Annotated in this window: 16 protein-coding genes and 1 tRNA gene; 1 reads left to right on the top strand and 16 read right to left on the bottom strand. The window is 70.6% G+C overall.

The features are described 5' to 3' along the window. Positions 1 to 205: 205 nt before the first annotated feature. The 16 genes from ACFVH0_RS07790 to ACFVH0_RS07715 all read right to left on the bottom strand — a co-directional run bounded on the left by ACFVH0_RS07790 (position 206) and on the right by ACFVH0_RS07715 (position 18,305). Positions 206 to 643 carry a hypothetical protein gene (locus ACFVH0_RS07790; RefSeq protein WP_376307712.1) on the bottom strand — a complete coding sequence of 146 codons (438 nt, stop codon included), beginning with the start codon at positions 641 to 643 and terminating at the stop codon, positions 206 to 208. Positions 644 to 905: 262 nt separating this feature from the next. Then, on the bottom strand, positions 906 to 2,291 hold the full coding sequence (locus ACFVH0_RS07785) for an MraY family glycosyltransferase (protein WP_385818677.1): 1,386 nt from the start codon (positions 2,289 to 2,291) through the stop codon (positions 906 to 908). A 123-nt stretch (positions 2,292 to 2,414) separates the two neighbouring features. Next, positions 2,415 to 3,680 carry a serine hydroxymethyltransferase gene (gene glyA, locus ACFVH0_RS07780; protein ID WP_385818676.1) on the bottom strand — a complete coding sequence of 422 codons (1,266 nt, stop codon included), beginning with the start codon at positions 3,678 to 3,680 and terminating at the stop codon, positions 2,415 to 2,417. A gap of 315 nt (positions 3,681 to 3,995) precedes the next feature. After that, on the bottom strand, positions 3,996 to 4,637 hold the full coding sequence (locus ACFVH0_RS07775; RefSeq protein WP_385818674.1) for a protein-tyrosine-phosphatase: 642 nt from the start codon (positions 4,635 to 4,637) through the stop codon (positions 3,996 to 3,998). Further along, complete coding sequence (locus ACFVH0_RS07770) at positions 4,634 to 5,281, bottom strand: L-threonylcarbamoyladenylate synthase (protein ID WP_385818672.1); 648 nt, start codon at positions 5,279 to 5,281, stop codon at positions 4,634 to 4,636. The genes ACFVH0_RS07775 and ACFVH0_RS07770 overlap by 4 nt, the downstream gene beginning before the upstream one ends. A 64-nt stretch (positions 5,282 to 5,345) precedes the next feature. After that, positions 5,346 to 6,191, bottom strand: a complete 846-nt coding sequence (gene prmC / locus ACFVH0_RS07765; RefSeq protein ID WP_326767849.1) for a peptide chain release factor N(5)-glutamine methyltransferase — start codon at positions 6,189 to 6,191, stop codon at positions 5,346 to 5,348. A 40-nt stretch (positions 6,192 to 6,231) separates the two neighbouring features. Further along, positions 6,232 to 7,308 (bottom strand): peptide chain release factor 1, encoded by a 1,077-nt coding sequence (gene prfA, locus ACFVH0_RS07760; RefSeq protein WP_385818670.1) that lies wholly within the window; start codon positions 7,306 to 7,308, stop codon positions 6,232 to 6,234. Between the two features lie 155 nt (positions 7,309 to 7,463). Then, a complete protein-coding gene (rpmE, locus tag ACFVH0_RS07755; RefSeq protein ID WP_019764351.1) occupies positions 7,464 to 7,688 on the bottom strand; it encodes a 50S ribosomal protein L31 in 225 nt (74 codons plus the stop codon). 142 nt (positions 7,689 to 7,830) lie between these two features. Further along, the gene (locus tag ACFVH0_RS07750) at positions 7,831 to 8,934 is read right to left on the bottom strand and encodes an LCP family protein (RefSeq protein ID WP_385818669.1); all 1,104 of its coding nucleotides are present in this window, start codon (positions 8,932 to 8,934) and stop codon (positions 7,831 to 7,833) included. 376 nt (positions 8,935 to 9,310) lie between these two features. Continuing rightward, positions 9,311 to 11,335, bottom strand: coding sequence for a transcription termination factor Rho (rho, locus tag ACFVH0_RS07745; RefSeq protein ID WP_385818667.1), 2,025 nt, complete (start codon positions 11,333 to 11,335; stop codon positions 9,311 to 9,313). A gap of 385 nt (positions 11,336 to 11,720) precedes the next feature. Further along, a complete protein-coding gene (gene thrB / locus ACFVH0_RS07740; protein WP_385818665.1) occupies positions 11,721 to 12,638 on the bottom strand; it encodes a homoserine kinase in 918 nt (305 codons plus the stop codon). Positions 12,639 to 12,954: 316 nt separating this feature from the next. Next, complete coding sequence (thrC, locus tag ACFVH0_RS07735) at positions 12,955 to 14,025, bottom strand: threonine synthase (RefSeq protein WP_385818664.1); 1,071 nt, start codon at positions 14,023 to 14,025, stop codon at positions 12,955 to 12,957. A gap of 6 nt (positions 14,026 to 14,031) precedes the next feature. Further along, positions 14,032 to 15,324: a homoserine dehydrogenase gene (locus tag ACFVH0_RS07730; RefSeq protein ID WP_385818662.1), complete on the bottom strand. Its 1,293-nt coding sequence runs from the start codon at positions 15,322 to 15,324 to the stop codon at positions 14,032 to 14,034. 95 nt (positions 15,325 to 15,419) lie between these two features. Beyond that, the gene (lysA, locus tag ACFVH0_RS07725; RefSeq protein WP_385818661.1) at positions 15,420 to 16,811 is read right to left on the bottom strand and encodes a diaminopimelate decarboxylase; all 1,392 of its coding nucleotides are present in this window, start codon (positions 16,809 to 16,811) and stop codon (positions 15,420 to 15,422) included. A 26-nt stretch (positions 16,812 to 16,837) separates the two neighbouring features. Further along, the gene (gene nrtL, locus ACFVH0_RS07720) at positions 16,838 to 17,836 is read right to left on the bottom strand and encodes an ArgS-related anticodon-binding protein NrtL (protein WP_385818660.1); all 999 of its coding nucleotides are present in this window, start codon (positions 17,834 to 17,836) and stop codon (positions 16,838 to 16,840) included. A 55-nt stretch (positions 17,837 to 17,891) separates the two neighbouring features. Further along, complete coding sequence (locus tag ACFVH0_RS07715) at positions 17,892 to 18,305, bottom strand: response regulator (protein WP_385818658.1); 414 nt, start codon at positions 18,303 to 18,305, stop codon at positions 17,892 to 17,894. A gap of 240 nt (positions 18,306 to 18,545) precedes the next feature. Here ACFVH0_RS07715 and ACFVH0_RS07710 point away from each other — a divergent pair. Then, a tRNA-Arg gene (locus ACFVH0_RS07710) sits at positions 18,546 to 18,617 on the top strand. Positions 18,618 to 18,779 lie beyond the last annotated feature (162 nt).

Below are 18,779 nucleotides of genomic sequence, written 5' to 3'. Positions count from 1 at the left end.
CGCATAGGTACGGCAACCTCGTTGTGTCGGCGCGGCGCGCAGCCGCGGTTCGGCACTGGACTGGTGTTACGGATGTGTGAGCGGCAGTCAGGCATTGAGCCTCGCGATCGAGCAGGCGTCAGCTCACATGCCCGCGCCCGCAGTGCCGCAGTTGGAACCGGACGATAGCAGGGTCTTGAACCTGCACTTATCCCGCCCCTACCCTTCACGACTTCGAGCCCGTGTTCTTGGGCTTTTCCGCCTTGTCGGACTCGGGTTCGACGTAAAGGATCTTGGCCTTCATGTGTGCACGGGTCTGTGCGCCGATCCACACGAGGGTCATCGCGACCAGCGTGATCGCAAACGCCTTCGGGTTGAACATCGTCGTGTTCTTGAAAGCGGCGACGAAGATGAACAACAGGAGAAGCTGAGCCGTATACAGCATCAGCCCCATAGCCTGGAACAGGTGGGGCAGGGACCGCGCGGTCCGCTGCAGGACCAGCAGGCCGATTCCCATGAAGAGGATCACCACGATCGTCGCAACGCCCGCGCCGAGGGCTCCCTTGCCGCCCGCAACACCAGCACTGACGGCGACGGCAACAGCACCGGCGACAGCGGTGGGTACAGCGGCTTGAAGGAGAGTCCGGGCGTCGTTGGACGGCATGGCGGCAGCTCCGCTTGCAGGGGGTGGGCAGTGTGTCGTCATGGACGAGCGTAGGCCCGGTCCGAGTCGATGCCTCGGGCCGATGGACCGTGCTACTCAGATCCTTCGGCTCCGTCACCGGGCTTCGTGAACGGTATCACAAACTATTTGATGAGGTCTTTACCAAGAAAGTGTGCTTACAGTCACACGTGAGAGTGAATTCGCGCATGTGAGCAAGACAACGCAATTGCTTGTCTGGTATTGCCCCTTGGTGCCCGAATTCTCAACGTGCGGATTCGGCCTTGTCTCTGTCCGAAAAACGCGAACGGGGGCCGATCGCGGTCGCCCCGTTGACGCCGGAGACTCCCACGACCACCGGAGTGCGCTCCTGTGACTCGGGCCCCTTCCGCCCCATCGAGGCTTCCCGGGGCTCCAGTTGGGCCTCCGCCTCCGACGAGGGGTCCGCCTCGGGTGCCCCGCCCTTGCCCCGGTTGTGGCGGTAGCGGGGCGGTACGAAGCGTTCCGCCCAGAACGGGGCACGCGGCGTGAAACGGGGCATCAGCAGCAGTACGAGACCCAGCGTGCTCATCCCCATGATCACCAGCACGATCCACAGCGACGCCGAGTGCACGGAGTAGCCGACCGCCCCGAAAGCGATGAGGGCCGACCAGAAATACATGATCAGCACGGACCGGCTGTGCGAATGGCCGATCTCCAGCAGCCGGTGGTGCAGATGGCCGCGGTCCGCCGCGAACGGCGACTGCCCGTTCCACGTCCGCCGCACGATCGCCAGCACAAGGTCCGCGGCCGGGATCGCGATGATCGTCAGCGGCAGCAGCAGCGGGATGAAGACCGGCAGCATCGCGTGGGTGGCCTCGCGCTCGCTGCCGGCGAAGAGCTTCATCGTGTCCGGGTCGACCCGGCCGGTCACCGAGATCGCCCCGGCCGCGAGCACCAGACCGATCAGCATCGACCCCGAGTCGCCCATGAAGATCCGCGCGGGATGCATGTTGTGCGGCAGGAACCCCAGGCACATGCCCATCAGGATCACCGTGAAGAGCGTGGCGGGGGCCGCCGCCTCGATCATGTGCCCGTACCAGAGCCGGTAGGTGTACAGGAAGAACGCGGCGGAGGCGATGCAGACCATGCCCGCCGCGAGACCGTCCAGACCGTCGACGAAGTTGACCGCGTTGATGGTGATGACGACCAGGGCGACCGTGAGCAGCGTGCCCTGCCACTGGGTGAGGGCGACGGTGCCGACGCCGGGGATCGGCAGCCACAGGATCGTCAGACCCTGGATGACCATGACGGCGGCGGCGATCATCTGCCCGCCGAGCTTGATCAGGGCGTCGATCTCGAACTTGTCGTCCAGCACACCGATCAGCCAGATCAGCGCGGCGCCGGAGAGCAGCGCCCGCGGCTCGGTGGAGAGCTGGAAGACCCAGTCGAGGTTGTGGAGATGGGCCGCGACGATCAGCCCGGCGCACAGCCCGCCGAACATGGCGATGCCACCGAGCCTCGGTGTCGGTTCTCGGTGGACGTCACGCGCACGGATCGCGGGCATCGCCCCGATCGCGATGGCGAACTTACGCACCGGACCGGTCAGCAGATAGGTCACCGCGGCCGTGACACAGAGCGTCAGCAGGTAATCACGCACGGGCTGCCCCATAGATTTCGCCGGCCATCTCAGCCCACACCTTAGACCGTCCGGCCATGGGGGACGGTCGCGCTGCGTCGGCCTCATGACTGAGGACACACCGCCCGGGCCGAACGGTTGCACTCCCCCGGGCGGCTACCCGGGATAGGGCGGATGCCGCTCCGCCAGCTCCCGGACCTCGGCCCGGACGTCGCCCTCCTCACGCACCGCCGCACCGAAGAGCACCGCCAGCCGGGCCATGTCCGCGTCGTCCATGCCCTGGGTGGTGACGGCCGCGGTGCCCAGTCGGATGCCCCGGGCGTCCCCGTAGGGCAGCGCGCAGGTGTCCAGCACCACACCCGCCGCCGCCAGCCGGGCGCGGGCGGTCGGTCCGTCGACGCCCAGCGGGGCCGGGTCCGCGACGATCAGGTGGGTGTCCGTGCCGCCCGTGGTGACCTCGAAGCCCTCCGCCTCCAGACCGGCCGCCAGCACCCGCGCATGGGCCACCACCCGATGTGCGTACGTGGCGAACGCCGGGGCGGCCGCCTCGCCGAACGCGACGGCCTTCGCGGCGACGGTGTGCATCTGCGCACCGCCCTGGGTGAAGGGGAAGACCGCCCGGTCGATCCGCTCCGCCAGCTCCGCGCCGCACAGGATCATCCCGCCGCGCGGCCCGCGCAGCACCTTGTGCGTCGTCGCGCAGACCACATCGGCGTACGGCACCGGGCTCGGCGCCGCTCCCCCGGCGATCAGCCCCATCGGGTGCGCGGAGTCGGCGATGAGATACGCGCCCACCTCGTCGGCGATCTCCCGGAACAGCTCGTGGTCGGGATGGCGGGGGTACGAGATCGAGCCGCTCACGATCGCCTTGGGGCGGTGGGCTCGGGCCAGGGCGCGCACCTGCTCGTAGTCGATCAGGCCGCTCTCCGGGTCCACCCCGTACCCGATGAACTCGAACCACCGGCCGGAGAAGTTGGCGGGCGAGCCATGGGTGAGGTGTCCGCCGTACGGAAGTCCCATCGCCAGCACCGTGTCGCCGGGGCGGAGGAGGGCGGCGTAGGCGGCGAGGACCGCGGAGGAGCCGGAGTGCGCCTGGACGTTGGCGTGCTCGGCGCCGAAGAGCGAGGTGGCCCGGCGGCAGGCGATGCGTTCGGCGGCGTCGGCCTGCTCGCAGCCGCCGTGGTGGCGGGCGCCGGGATAGCCCTCCGCGTACTTGTTGGCGAGCGGTGAGCCGAGGGCGGCGAGGACCGCGGGCGAGGTGAAGTTCTCGGCGGCGGTCAGCTGCAGGGTGCTGGACTGGCGGTGCAGCTCCCCCAGCAGCACGGCGGCGATCTCCGGGTCCTCCCGGCGCAGGGCCTCGAAGTCCTGCGGCAGGGCGGCCCCGGGGGCGGAGGGCGGTGCGGCTGGAGTGGTGACCGGCATCGATGGGCTCCGGGCCTGGGGAGGGGTGCGCTGGCGTCGGATCCAATGTAGGCCCGCGACGGGCCTCCTGCCCGCTGTGCGGCGCCGTCGTGCACCCGTTGGGCCCCTTCCTCACCGGGCGGTGTGTACGCCCGTCGGAGTGGCGTGCACGGTGTGCCCGTCAGTGCTCCACGGGTACGCCGGCGAGCGCGGTGACGACCGGGTCGAGGGCCTGGTTGAGCACCATTCCCGATGCGCCCCTCGCACCGCTCGGCCCGGGGGGGCCTCCCGGGCCTCGGCGCGCTGCGCCGGCCTCCGGCCGTCGGGGCCGCATCGTCAGCGGTGGGTCGTGATGCCCGTCAGCGCGGTGACGACCGGGTCGAGGGCCTGGTTGATCTCGTCGCCGATGGAGCGGAAGAACGTGATCGGGGCGCCGTACGGGTCGTACACCTCGTCCGCCTCGGCGGTGGGGGCCAGCAGCCAGCCGCGCAGCGCGGCCGCGGCGCGGACCAGTGCGCGGGCGCGCTCGACGACGCCCTCGTCCCGCGGGTCGGGCAGCGTTGCGGGGTCTATCGCCCGGACCAGCCGGGTGAATTCCTTGAGGGTGAAGGTGCGCAGGCCGGCCGAGTGACCCATCGAGATCACCTGCGCGCGGTGGTCGCGGGTGGCGGTGAGCACCAGGTCGGCGCGGATCACGTGCTCGTCGAGCAGTTCCCGGCCGACGAAACCGGTGGTGTCGGCGCCGAAGTCGGCGAGGACGGTCTCGGCGTTGGCCTCCATGGGGGCACCCTCGTGGCCCCAGGTGCCCGCGCTCTCCACGATCAGTCCGCCGCTGAGCGGATCGCCTAGGCGGTCCACCAGGGCATGGCGGGTCAGCCGCTCGGTGATGGGCGAGCGGCAGACGTTGCCGGTGCTGACGTGGAGGATGCGGAAAGTGTCGGCCTGCCCCGCTATGCCACGCCCCTCAGGGGCGGTCAATTGGCCACCTCAAGGTCGGGTACCACCTTGCGCAGTTCCTCGACGGAGAGCGCGCCGGCCCGCAGCAGCACCGGGACCTTGCCGGTCACGTCGACGATCGACGAGGGCACGATGCCGGGCGTCGGGCCGCCGTCCAGGTACACCGAGACGGAGTCGCCGAGCATCTCCTGGGCCGCGTCGCAGTCCTCCGGGGACGGGTGGCCGGTGAGGTTGGCGCTGGAGACGGCCATCGGGCCGACCTCCGTGAGCAGCTCGATGGCGACCGGGTGCAGCGGCATCCGGATGGCGACGGTGCCGTGGGTGTCCCCGAGGTCCCACTGGAGCGACGGCTGGTGCTTGGCGACGAGCGTGAGGGCGCCGGGCCAGAAGGCGTCGACGAGCTCCCAGGCCTGCTCGGAGAAGTCGGTGACCAGGCCGTGCAGGGTGTTCGGGGAGCCGATCAGGACGGGGGTCGGCATGTTGCGGCCGCGGCCCTTGGCGTCCAGCAGGTCGCCGACGCCCTCGGAACTGAAGGCGTCGGCACCGATGCCGTACACGGTGTCGGTGGGCAGCACGACCAGTTCGCCGCGGCGGACGGCCGACGCGGCCTCACGCAGACCCGTCGTACGGTCGGTCGCGTCGTTGCAGTCGTATCGCCGTGCCATCAGCCGGCCTCCTCAAGCGTGTACGGGTATGGCGGGTACGGGTCGTGCGGGTGGTGGCCGCCGGTCACGGCATGGCCTTGCGGGCCGTGGCGAACCGCGGCCGGTTGTTCAGGTCGGGGTGGTCGGCCGCGTCCGCCCAGCCCCGCTCCTCGGTGAAGATCCACGGCACCTGGCCGCCCTGGGTGTCGGCGTGCTCGATGACGACGAGGCCGCCGGGGCGCAGCAGGCGGTGCGCGGTGCGTTCGATGCCGCGGATGGTGTCGAGGCCGTCCTCGCCGGAGAAGAGGGCCATCTCCGGGTCGTGGTCGCGGGCCTCGGGCGCCACGTACTCCCACTCGGTGAGCGGGATGTACGGCGGGTTGGAGATGACCAGGTCGACCTGGCCGTCCAGCTCGGGGAGGGCGGTCAGCGCGTCTCCCTGGTGGACGGTGACCCGGGATCCGTCGGCGTTCTTCCTGGTCCACTCGATGGCGTCGTCGGAGAGCTCGACGGCGTGCACGCGCGAGCGCGGCACTTCCTGGGCCATGGCCAGGGCGATGGCGCCCGATCCGCTGCACAGGTCGACGACGGTCGGCTCGACGACGTCCATCGCGCGCACCGCGTCTATCGCCCAGCCGACGACCGATTCGGTCTCCGGGCGGGGGACGAAGACACCGGGTCCGACCTGGAGCTCCAGGTAGCGGAAGAAGGCGCGGCCGGTGATGTGCTGGAGCGGTTCGCGGGCCTCGCGACGGGCGATGGCCTCCCAGTAGCGGGCGTCGAAGTCCGCGTCCGGCACCCGGTGCAGCTCGCCCCGCTTGACGCCGTGGACGAACGCGGCGAGTTCCTCCGCGTCGAATCGCGGCGAGGGCACACCGGCGTCGGCCAGCCGCTGGGTGGCCTGGGCCACCTCGGCGAGCAGCAGGTTCATCGCGGTTCTCCGTACGGTTTACGGGCGGGGCGGGTTTTACTCAGGCGGCGGCGAGCTTGGCGGCGGAGTCGGCGTCGACACACGCCTGGATCACGGAATCCAGGTCGCCGTCGAGCACCTGGTCCAAGTTGTACGCCTTGAAGCCGACCCGGTGGTCCGAGATCCGGTTTTCCGGGAAGTTGTACGTACGGATCTTCTCGGAACGGTCGACCGTACGCACCTGGCTGCGCCGTACGTCCGAGGCCTCCTGCTCGGCGGCCTCCTGGGCGGCCGCGAGCAGTCGCGAACGCAGGATGCGCATGGCCTGCTCCTTGTTCTGGAGCTGGCTCTTCTCGTTCTGGCAGGAGGCGACGACACCGGTCGGCAGATGGGTGATGCGGACGGCCGAGTCCGTGGTGTTGACGGACTGGCCGCCGGGGCCCGAGGAGCGGTAGACGTCGATCCGGAGGTCGTTGGCGTGGATCTCCACGTCGACCTCCTCGGCCTCGGGCGTGACGAGCACACCGGCGGCGGAGGTGTGGATGCGGCCCTGCGACTCGGTGGACGGGACGCGCTGCACGCGGTGCACGCCGCCCTCGTACTTCAGCCGGGCCCACACGCCCTGGCCGGGCTCGGTGGCGCCGTTGCCGCCCTTGGTCTTCACGGCGACCTGGACGTCCTTGTAGCCGCCGAGCTCGGACTCGGTGGAGTCGATGATCTCGGTCTTCCAGCCGACGCGCTCGGCGTAGCGCAGGTACATGCGCAGCAGATCGCCGGCGAACAGGGCGGACTCGTCGCCGCCCGCGCCGGCCTTGATCTCCAGGAGCACGTCCTTGTCGTCGCTGGGGTCGCGCGGGACCAGGAGGAGGCGGAGCTTCTCGGTGAGCTCCTCGCGCTGCTTCTCCAGGTCCTTGACCTCGGCGGCGAAGTCGGGGTCGTCGGCGGCGAACTCGCGGGCCGTCTCGATGTCGTCCCCGGCCTGCTTCCAGGAGCGGTACGTCGCGACGATCGGGGTCAGCTCGGCGTAGCGCTTGTTGAGCTTGCGCGCGTTCGCCTGGTCGGCGTGGACCGCCGGGTCCGCGAGCTTCTTCTCCAGATCGGTCTGCTCGCCGATCAGTTCCTCGACCGCCTCGAACATCTTCGGGCTCCTGGTTTCTTCACTCGTGCGTGCCTGCTGGACGGCGTGATGCCGGCCGGGCGGGGATACGTGACGGGGCCGCGTACCCCCGGCCGGAAAAAACGCCGGTCCCGACGCCCCCGCAAGAGGGCGCCGAGAACCGGCGCAGTGGCTCGCTACTTGCTGGCGGAGCCGGCAGCCTTGCCGAAGCGGGCCTCGAAGCGGGCCACGCGGCCACCGGTGTCGAGGATCTTCTGCTTGCCCGTGTAGAACGGGTGGCACTCGGAGCAGACGTCGGCGCGGATGGTGCCGCCGTCGATGGTGCTCCGGGTGGTGAACGACGCGCCACAGGTGCAGCTGACCTGCGTCTCGACGTACTCGGGGTGGATGTCGCGCTTCAAGGGTTTCTCCTAGGTTCGGGAGGGCGCCGGGTCGTACGCGCGGATTGCGTGTCCGTGAACCGGGGCCGACGTACCAGTCTGCCAGGACCGGCCGTATCTCCCAAAACCGGGGGCGGGCCGCAACTATTCCCGGCCCGCCCGGTCACCGTACGACGTCGCCGGCGGTGCCCTTGTCGCCCGCCGACTTCTCGGTGGCGGAGGCGGGGATCGCCTTGTCGTGCGCCAGCGCGGTCCACACCTGCCGCGCGGACTCCTCCAGCGGCACGACGCGGTTCGGGTCGGCCGGGTCGTACTCGACGGGCAGGGTGACCATGTGGACGTTCTTCGAGCCGAGCCCCTTGAGGCCGTTCGCGAAGCCGGTGAGCTTCTCCACCGAGCCCAGGTCGGAGTCGGTGGTGATGGTCTTGGTGGCCGTGTCCGCGAGGTCGAACAGGGTCTTCGGGTTGGTGAAGACCCCGACGCTCTTGACCTGCTCCATCAGCGCCTTGATGAATGCCTGCTGGAGCTGGATGCGGCCGAGGTCGCTGCCGTCGCCGACGCTCTTGCGGGTGCGGACCAGGCCCAGCGACTGCTCGCCGTCCAGGGTGTGGGTGCCGGGTTCGAGCTTCAGGTGGCTCTTGGGGTCGTCGATCGCCGTGGTGGTGGTGATCTTCACGCCGCCCAGCTCGTCGATGAGCTTCTTGAAGCCGGTGAAGTCGACTTCGAGGTAGTGGTCCATGCGGATGCCGGACATGGCCTCGACGGTCTTGACCGCGCAGGCCGGCCCGCCGACCTCGTACGCCGTGTTGAACATCGCGCGCTGCTGGCCGGCGACGGGCTCCCCGGTCGTGTCGCTGGTGCAGTCGGGGCGGGTGATGAGGGTGTCGCGCGGGATGGAGACCACGGAGGCGGTCTTGTGGCCCTTGTTGATGTGCAGCACCATCGCGGTGTCCGAGCGGGCCGTGCCCTCGTCGGCGCCGTACTCGGAGTTCGCGCCGGACCGGGAGTCCGAGCCGAGCACGAGGATGTCCTCGGAGCCGTTGTCGATGTTGTCGGGGCGGTCCTTGCCGAGCGCCGCGTTGATGTCGACGGCCTTGAGGTTGCCGTTGAGCTTGACGTAGGCGTATCCCAGTCCGGCTCCGCCGACGACCACGGCACCGGCCAGGGTCCAGGCGGCGATGACCGTCGCCCTGCGGCGGCGGGAGGGCTTCTTCCGGCGCTTGCCGGTGGGGCGTATTCGGCCGCCGCTCCCGTTCTGCTCGGTCATGGGTCTCCTTCGGTCGTCAGCGCTCCCCGGCTACCCCCAGCAGCGGTGTTCGGGCGCTGGGCGGTCGGCTTGTCGGTACTGCTTACGACGCCGCGGCACCAAGAAGGGTTGCACAGCCACCCGTTGTGTCCGCGTGAGGACGAAACGGGCATCCGGCACCGATGAACAGCGGGTGATACCCCGCTCACCTGCGGTTTCTTGCCCGATGCAGTCATCTCCGCGGCACCCGGCGACACGTCCGGCATGTGGCAAAGGTCTCGGATCGGCCACGGCCGCCGAGTCGGCTGCGTCACATCCGCACGGCCCACGACGCAGGGCCGCCCCCGTCACCGAAGTGACGGGGGCGGCCCTGTGGTTCGGCCGGTCCGGGGCGACGTCAGTCGTTGCCGTTGCCCGGGGCCGGGGTCGTCTTCTGGATCTGGAGCAGGAACTCCGCGTTGGACTGGGTCTTCTTCATCCGGTCCAGGAGGAGCTCGATCGCCTGCTGCTGGTCGAGCGCGTGCAGCACCCGGCGCAGCTTCCAGACGATCGCCAACTCCTCGCTGCCCAGGAGGATTTCCTCCTTGCGGGTGCTGGACGCGTCGACGTCCACCGCCGGGAAGATGCGCTTGTCCGAGAGCTTCCGGTCGAGCTTGAGCTCCATGTTGCCGGTGCCCTTGAACTCCTCGAAGATCACCTCGTCCATGCGCGAGCCGGTCTCGACGAGCGCGGTGGCCAGGATGGTCAGCGAACCGCCGTCCTCGATGTTGCGCGCGGCACCGAAGAAGCGCTTCGGCGGGTAGAGCGCGGTCGAGTCGACACCACCGGACAGAATGCGGCCGGAGGCGGGGGCCGCGAGGTTGTACGCGCGGCCGAGGCGGGTGATGGAGTCCAGCAGGACGACCACGTCGTGACCCAGCTCGACGAGACGCTTGGCGCGCTCGATGGCCAGCTCGGCGACGGTGGTGTGGTCCTCGGCGGGGCGGTCGAAGGTCGAGGAGATGACCTCGCCCTTCACCGACCGCTGCATGTCGGTGACCTCTTCCGGACGCTCGTCGACCAGGACGACCATCAGGTGGCACTCGGGGCTGTTGACGGTGATCGCGTTGGCGATCGCCTGCAGGATCATGGTCTTGCCGGTCTTCGGCGGGGCCACGATCAGCCCTCGCTGGCCCTTGCCGATCGGGGCGACCAGGTCGATGATCCGCGTCGTCAGGACGTTGGAGTCGGTCTCCAGACGGAGCCGGTCCTGCGGGTAGAGCGGGGTCAGCTTCTGGAACTCCGGGCGGCCGCGGCCGGTTTCGGGCGCCATGCCGTTCACCGAGTCGAGGCGGACCAGGGCGTTGAACTTCTCCCGGCGCTCGCCGTCCTTGGGCTGGCGCACCGCGCCGGTGACGTGGTCACCCTTGCGCAGGCCGTTCTTGCGGACCTGGGCGAGCGACACGTACACGTCGTTCGGGCCCGGCAGGTAGCCGGAGGTCCGGATGAACGCGTAGTTGTCGAGGATGTCCAGGATGCCCGCGACGGGGATCAGGACGTCGTCGTCGGAGACCGGGACCTCGTTGGCGAAGTCCTCGCGGCCACGGCGGCCACGGCGGTCGCGGTAGCGGCCGCGACGGCCGCGACGGCCGCCCGCCTCGTCGTCGTACCCGTCGTCCTGCGGGCCGCCGCCCTGCTGCTGGCTCTGGCGCTGCTGACGCTGGCCGCCCTGCTGGCCCTGGCCACCGCCCTGCTCGTCGCCCTTGCCCCGGCGGTCGCGCTGACGGTCGCGGCGCTCCCCGCGCTCGCCGCGCTCCTGGCGGTCGCCCCGGTCGCCGCGCTGACCGCGGTCCTGGCGGTCGCCCCGGCGGCCCTCGGCCGTGTCGGCGGCGGCTTCGGCCTTGGCGTCGGCGCGGTCCTCGCCCTTGGGCTCGGTCTGCGTGTCCGTCTTGGCCTCGGCGGGCTTGCTGTCCGCCTTGGTCTCCGGGCTGCCCGCCTGCGCGGTCGCACGGCGCCGGCGACGCTCGCCCGCGGGCTGGTCGTCGCTGGCCGGCTGGCCGGGGATGTCGATCTGCTGCTGGGCCGCGGCCTTGTCGGCGGGAGCTTCGGCGGCCGCCTCGTCCCCGGTGCGTGCCTTGGAGGTGGCACGGCGCTTCGGCTTGGTCTCGGACGTCGCGGCGGGCGCGGCGGCCTTGGGCGCGGCGGAGCTACCGGCCTGCGCCTCCTTGATGACCTCGATCAGCTGGCCCTTGCGCATCCGCGCAGTGCCCTTGATGCCGAGGCCGGACGCGACCTGCTGCAGCTCGGCCAGGACCATGCCGTCAAGGCCGGTGCCGGAGCGGCGGCGCCGTGCGGTGGTGCCAGTGGCAGCACCTTCGGCGGGCGCGGCGCTGTCGACGCTCTTGTCGGCAGTCACGCCCATCAGATCGGTGGTGTCGCTCACGAAGGGTCCTTCCCTGGAGCGGACGTCGGCCTTCTGGCTCGGCGACCGGTTGTGCTGTCCGACTGCGGTCTTTTTCTTGCGGACCGTGCCGGGGCGGTGGTCCGCCGGGTACGGCGGAGAGATGAAGGTGTGCATGGGCCCGGCGCGAGCATCCCCCTGCTCGGCCCACTCCTGGACGAGCGAGGGGTGTCGTGCCGGTTCCGGAGCGTGCACGAAACTGCTCAGGCAGGCTGCTCAGGCAGTTGGGGAGGCTCCCGGAAGAATTGGTGGTCCCGGAAAGGGACACGAAGCAACGCGCCACATAGACGTCGGTTGCAGACTTGAGGTTAACACTACCGGCTCCAACAAACATTCCCCCTCTCACTCACCGGCAATCACTTCTCGGCTACGGGGCGAGCGGCAGCACACTCGCGCCCGGGGCGTCGAGAGCGAGGCGGTTGGCCGCCCATCCCTCGCCCGCCAGCTGTGCGACCTTGTCGGCCGCACCGTCCTCGGCCAGTGCGAGCACGGTGGGCCCGGCACCGGAGATGACCGCGGGGACGCCGTCCGCGCGCAGTCGGTTGACGAGTTCCACGCTCTCCGGCATCGCCGGGGCGCGGTACTCCTGGTGCAGCCGGTCCTCGGTGGCGGTGAGCAGCAGCTCGGGGCGCCTGGTCAGGGCCTCGACGAGGAGTGCGGCACGGCCGGCGTTGAAGGCGGCGTCGACATGCGGGACGGTGCGCGGGAGCAGCCCTCGAGCGGTCTCGGTGAGCACCGGCTTGCCGGGTACGAAAACCACCGGAACGATGGATTCTGCGGGATCCATCCTGATCGCGCGCGCCGATCCGCCGTCCATCCACGCAAGGGTGAATCCGCCGAGCAGACAGGCCGCGACGTTGTCGGGGTGGCCCTCGATCTCGGTCGCGAGTTCCAGCAGCGCCGCCTCGTCGAGCCGGGCGTCGCCGCCGGTCGTCACGGCGCGGGCGGCGACGATTCCGGCGCAGATGGCGGCGGAGGAGGAGCCGAGGCCGCGTCCGTGCGGGATGCGGTTGGCGCAGACGATCTCCAGGCCCCGGGGCTGTCCGCCGAGCAGATCGAAGGCCGTGCGCAGGGAGCGCACGAGGAGGTGGCGCTCGTCGCGGGGCAGCGTGTCCGCACCCTCACCCGCGATATCGATGTGCAGCCCGGAGTCGGCGACGCGGACGACCACGTCGTCGTACAGCCCCAGCGACAGGCCGAAGGCGTCGAAACCCGGGCCCAGGTTGGCGCTGGTCGCGGGGACGCGCACCCGGACGGCGGCGGCTCGGAAAGCAGGACCGGCCATCGGTTGGACGACTCTCCTTGTGAGGCAGCGGGGGTGGTGAAGCGTTTTCCTGGCGGCAGGAGGTCGTGGCGGCGGGGAGTGGTGTTCCGGGGAACCCGACGGCCACAACGGCCCATGCACCGCGCAGATGCGGCGGGGCGGGTTGGGTACAGCTTATCGAAGGAAGGTTCTGTGGCGACATAGGGCGCACAGGAGGCGCACGATGCGTGTCGCACGCCTCCTATGCGCTCTCCGCCCCGAAAAGGGGCGGTTGAGCTGGGTTCCTTCCCGGCCCGTCAGGACCGGCCGACGGACCGGGGCACGCCCCGGGCAGGCCCTAGACCAGGCCCAGCTTCTCGGCGGCGGCGGCCGCGTCGACCGGGACCGTGACCGGCTGCGGCGCGCCCGCGACGGCCCAGTCGGGGTCCTTGAGGCCGTTGCCGGTGACCGTGCAGACGATCTTCTGGCCGCGGTCGACCTTGCCCTCCTCGGCGGCCTTCAGCAGGCCGGCGACGGACGCGGCCGAGGCGGGCTCGACGAAGACGCCCTCCTGGGAGGCCAACAGCCGGTAGGCGGACAGAATCTGTCGGTCCGTCACTTCATCGATGAAACCGCCCGATTCGTCCCGGGCGTCCAGCGCGTACTGCCAGGAGGCCGGGTTGCCGATCCGGATCGCGGTGGCGACGGTCGACGGGTCCTTGACGATCTCGCCGCGCACGATGGGCGCGGAGCCGGAGGCCTGGAAGCCCCACATGCGCGGGGTGTGCGTGGACATGCTGTCGCCCGCGTACTCCTTGTAACCCTTCCAGTACGCGGTGATGTTGCCCGCGTTGCCGACCGGGAGGACGTGGATGTCCGGGGCGTCGCCGAGCGCGTCGACGATCTCGAACGCGGCTGTCTTCTGGCCCTCGATACGGACCGGGTTGACCGAATTGACCAGCGCCACCGGGTAGTTGTCCGAGAGCGAGCGGGCCAGCGTCAGACAGTCGTCGAAGTTGCCGTCGACCTGGAGGATCCTGGCACCGTGCACCAGCGCCTGACCCATCTTGCCGAGGGCGATCTTGCCCTGCGGCACGAGGACGGCGCAGACCATGCCGGCCCGCACCGCGTACGCGGCGGCCGAGGCGGAGGTGTTGCCGGTGGAGGCGCAGATGACCGCCTTCGCACCCTCCTCCTTGGCCCGGGTGATGGCCATCGTCATGCCGCGGTCCTTGAAGGAACCGGTGGGGTTGGCGCCCTCGACCTTGAGGTGCACCTCGCAGCCCGTGCGCTCGGAGAGGACCTGAGCGGGGACGAGCGGCGTACCACCCTCACGGAGCGTGACGACCGGCGTCGTGCTCGTGACCGGAAGGCGGTCCCGGTACTCCTCGATGATGCCGCGCCACTGGTGGGTGCCCTTGCTGGTCATGGGTCCTTACTCCCCTTCAACACGCATGATGCTGGCGACACCGCGCACGGTGTCGAGCTTGCGCAGCGCCTCGACGGTCGCCGACAGGGCGGCGTCGGACGCGCGGTGGGTGACGACGACGAGGGACGCCTCGCCGTCCTTGCCCTGCTGGCGGACGGTATCGATCGATACGCCCTTTTCGGCGAAGACCGTCGCGACCTGGGCGAGCACGCCAGGCTTGTCGGCCACGTCGAGACTGATGTGGTACCGCGTGACCACGTCGCCCATGGGGCTGACCGGCAGACGCGTGTACGCGGACTCACCGGGGCCGGTGGCCTCGTTGAGTTTGTTGCGGCAGACCGCGACCAGGTCGCCGAGGACCGCGGACGCGGTCGGCGAGCCACCGGCGCCGGGGCCGTAGAACATCAGCTGCCCGGCCGCCTCGGCCTCGACGAACACCGCGTTGTACGCCTCGCGGACGGAGGCCAGCGGGTGGCTCAGCGGGATCATCGCGGGGTGGACCCGGGCAGTGACCGACCGGCCGTCGGAGGCGCGCTCGCAGATGGCGAGGAGCTTGACGGTGCAGCCCATGCGGCGGGCGGACGCGATGTCGGCGGCGGTGACCTCGGTGATGCCCTCGCGGTGCACATCGCCGATCCTCACCCGGGTGTGGAAGGCGATACCGGCCAGGATGGCGGCCTTGGCGGCGGCGTCGAAGCCCTCGACGTCGGCGGTCGGGTCGGCCTCGGCGTAACCGAGGGCGGTGGCCTCGTCGAGCGCCTCGGAGTATCCGGCGCCGCTGGTGTCCATCTTGTCGAGGATGAAGTTGGTGGTGCCGTTGACGATGCCGAGGACCCGGTTGACCTTGTCGCCGGCGAGGGACTCGCGCAGCGGCCGGACGAGCGGGATGGCGCCGGCCACGGCGGCCTCGTAGTAGAGGTCCCGGCCGTGCTGCTCGGCTGCGGCGTGCAGCGCGGCACCGTCCTCGGCCAGCAGCGCCTTGTTGGCGGAGACGACGCTCGCGCCGTGCTCGAAGGCGGTGGTGATGAGCGTGCGGGCGGGCTCGATCCCCCCGATGACCTCGATGACGACGTCGATGTCGCCCCGTTTGACCAGGGCCGTCGCATCGGTGGTGATCAGTGCGGGGTCGATGCCCTCGCGCACCTTGGAGGGCCGGCGCACGGCGACGCCGGCGAGCTCGACCGGCGCGCCGATGCGCGCGGCGAGGTCGTCGGCGTGCGTCGTCATGATGCGCGCCACCTCTGAGCCGACCACTCCACAGCCCAGCAGCGCCACCTTCAGCGGACGCGTACGCATCATCCGACCTCGTTTCCTTTACATCCGATGTGTGAACCAGTCTCACTCACCGGACGGGAGTTTCTGCCACCCGTCCGGATCCTGAGACATCTATTTCATCAGCCGACATCGAGACGCAGGAGATCTTCCTCCGTCTCGCGCCTGACGATGACACGCGCCTCTCCGTCGCGCACGGCGACCACCGGCGGACGCAGGGCGTGGTTGTAGTTGCTCGCCATGGAACGGCAGTACGCGCCGGTGGCGGGCACGGCGATCAGGTCGCCGGGGGCGAGGTCGGACGGCAGGAACGCGTCCTTGACCACGATGTCGCCGCTCTCGCAGTGCTTGCCGACGACGCGGACGAGCATCGGCTCGGCGTCGGAGGTGCGCGAGGCGAGCGCGACGGTGTACTCGGCGTCGTACAGCGCGGTGCGGATGTTGTCCGACATGCCGCCGTCGACGCTGACGTACGTACGCAGCCCCTCCAGGGGCTTGATGGTGCCGACCTCGTACAGCGTGAAGGCGGTCGGTCCGACGATGGCGCGCCCCGGCTCGACGGAGATCCGGGGGGTGGCGAGCCCGGCGGCCTCGCACTCACGGGTCACGATGTCGCCGAGCGCCTTGGCGATCTCGTGCGGCTCGCGCGGGTCGTCCTCGGAGGTGTACGCGATGCCGAGCCCGCCGCCGAGGTCGATCTCGGGCAGCTCCACCCCGTGCTCGTCGCGCACCTCGGCGAGCAGCTGGACCACGCGGCGGGCGGAGACCTCGAAGCCGGCCATGTCGAAGATCTGCGAGCCGATGTGCGAATGGATGCCGATGAGCTCCAGGCCGTCGAGGGTGAGCGCCCGGCGCACCGCCTCGGCCGCCTGTCCCCCGGCCAGCGCGATCCCGAACTTCTGGTCCTCGTGCGCGGTGGCGATGAACTCGTGGGTGTGCGCCTCGACGCCGACGGTCACCCGGATCTGCACCCGCTGGCGCTTGCCGAGCCGCTGCGCGATGTGCGCGACGCGGGCGATCTCCTGGAAGGAGTCGAGCACGATCCTGCCCACGCCGGCCTCGACGGCCCGCTCGATCTCCGCGACGGTCTTGTTGTTGCCGTGGAAGGCGATGCGTTCGGCCGGCATCCCGGCGTCCAGCGCGGTGGTCAGCTCGCCGCCGGAGCAGACGTCGAGGTTGAGCCCCTCCTCCTGGAGCCAGCGCACGACGGCACGCGACAGGAAGGCCTTTCCGGCGTAGAACACGTCGGCGCCGGGTCCGAAGGCGTCGGCCCAGGCGCGGCAGCGGGCCCGGAAGTCGCTCTCGTCGAGGAAGTAGGCGGGGGTGCCGAACTCCTCGGCCAGCCGCGTCACTTCGATCCCGCCGACGGTGACCGCGCCGTCCTCGGTACGGGTGACGGTGCGGGCCCAGACCTTCGCGTCCAGGGCGTTGAGATCGGCGGGCGGGGCGGTGTAGTGCCCCTCCGTCATGACGTCGGCGTGACGGGGCCCGGCGGGGTGTGCGGATCGGCTCATCGTGTTGCTCTGCTCTCTCGGGTCTCTCAGAGGACTTCGGGTGCGCTGATGCCGAGCAGGGACAGGCCGCCTGCCAGCACCGTCCCGGTGGCTTCGGCGAGAGCGAGCCGGGAACGGTGGGCGGCCGAGGGTTTCTCGTCACCGACGGGCAGCGGGGATGCGCTGTCGTGGAAGTCGAAGAAGGCCTGCGCGAGGGCTTCCAGCCGGCGGGCGACCCGGTCGGGCTCCCGGTGCCGGGCGGCGGCGGCGAGCACCCCGGGATGGTCGGCGAGCAGCGCGCCGAGCGCGGGCGCGGCCACACTCTCCTCGTAGGCCGCGCCGAAGCCGAGCTGCCGGGCGTTGTGGCCCAGCGCGCGGATCCGGGCGTGCGCGTACCGCACCCGGAACAACGGATTGCTCTCCTGCTGCACGAGCAGCTCGCCGCTCCCGGTGCCCCGGGGCCGGTCATGCGGGGCGGCCCGCAGCAGCGCCCAGCGCGCGGCGTCGCTCCCGAGCCGCTCGAAGAGATCGCGATCGGCGGCCGGCACCGGCATCACGTGCAGCGCCTCGCCGCCCGCCGTGCGCTCCCCGACCTCGGCCCCCTGGGTCCGGAGCAGCCGCTCGACGGCCTCGGTGACGATCCGGGCGCGGAGCTCCCCGGCGGGCGCGAAGGAGACCGTCGTACCGGCGAGGGCGTCTCCGTGTCCGTACGCCGTGCCGTGCTCGGCGATGCCGCGCACCAGAGTGTCGAGCCCGCGCGCCTCGGGTCGCAGCGTGAAGTTCAGGAATCCGGGTCCGGTGACCTCCACGTCACCGATCCCCGGTGCCTCCAGCACGCGCGCCCGGAGGATCTCGGCCACGTCCCTGGCCGGCAGCTCGGCGGGACCGGCCAGCTGGAGGGCGACGGCACAGGCGTACTCCCCGCGCCCGCCGGGCCTGGTCCGCTCCACCCGCACCCGCGCGGGCACGGGCGCGCGCAGGGCGTTCTCGTCGACCGCGCGGCGCACGGCGTGCAGCACGGTCCTGGAGAGATCGGCGGGGGTCACAGGACAAGCGTATGGGAGGAAGGGGGGCACCCCGCGACCCGGTTTCGCCATACGGTCACCCCGCGGCGCGCTCCGCCGTCCCGGCGCTCCGTCTGCCGTCGAGGGACGGCTGGTCCTTCCGCTCCATCAACTCCCGCACCAGCCGCACCAACTCGGTCGGCTCGAAGGGCTTCGCGAGGAACGCGTCGACCCCCGCGGCGACCCCGCTGTCCACCTCGTAGGGCGTACAGGCGCTGATGATCGCCACGGGCAGATGTCTGGTCCGGGGATCGGAGCGCAGTCTGGTGGCGGTCTGCAGACCGTCCAGCCTGGGCATGACGACATCGAGCGTGATCACATCGGGGCGGACCCGATGCACCAGATCAAGACACTCGACACCATCGGCCGCGGTCACGACCTCGAAGCCCTCAAGCTCCAGGTTGACCCTGATCAACTGCCGGATGACCTTGTTGTCGTCGACAACAAGCACGCGGCCACACGCCCCTGACACACTCCGAGGGTAGGTGCGACCCCGTGGCTGCGTCCGGGTTTTACCCACTTCCGCCCCCGGACGGGTGGCGCGAGGGGTGGCCGGATGCATCCGGAGCAGACCCCGCACCCCCTCCGTCCGGCCCCCCGCCGCCGCTCCGGCGAGCCTGGAAATACCTGTTCACGGACACCCCGCGGAAGCTGGTAGTGTTTCACCCGTCGCCGAGCAACACAGCGATACGCCCTCGTAGCTCAGGGGATAGAGCATCGGCCTCCGGAGCCGTGTGCGCAGGTTCGAATCCTGCCGAGGGCACCCTGCAAGAGATACGGAACAGACCCTTCGATCAGGCGATCACGCCGGATCGGGGGGTCTTTCTCATGCGCCCCCGCCGGCTGCCGCCTCCGTTTTCACCCGAGCCGGATTCACCCGTGCCGGGCATATGCCGGTGACATGCGCCCGGTCCACCGGCTTCTT

The organism is Streptomyces sp. NPDC127117 (assembly GCF_042677325.1).
GTDB lineage: Bacteria > Actinomycetota > Actinomycetes > Streptomycetales > Streptomycetaceae > Streptomyces.
Note: the sequence above shows the minus strand (reverse complement) of the source record. Positions and strands in the feature narration are given on the sequence as shown.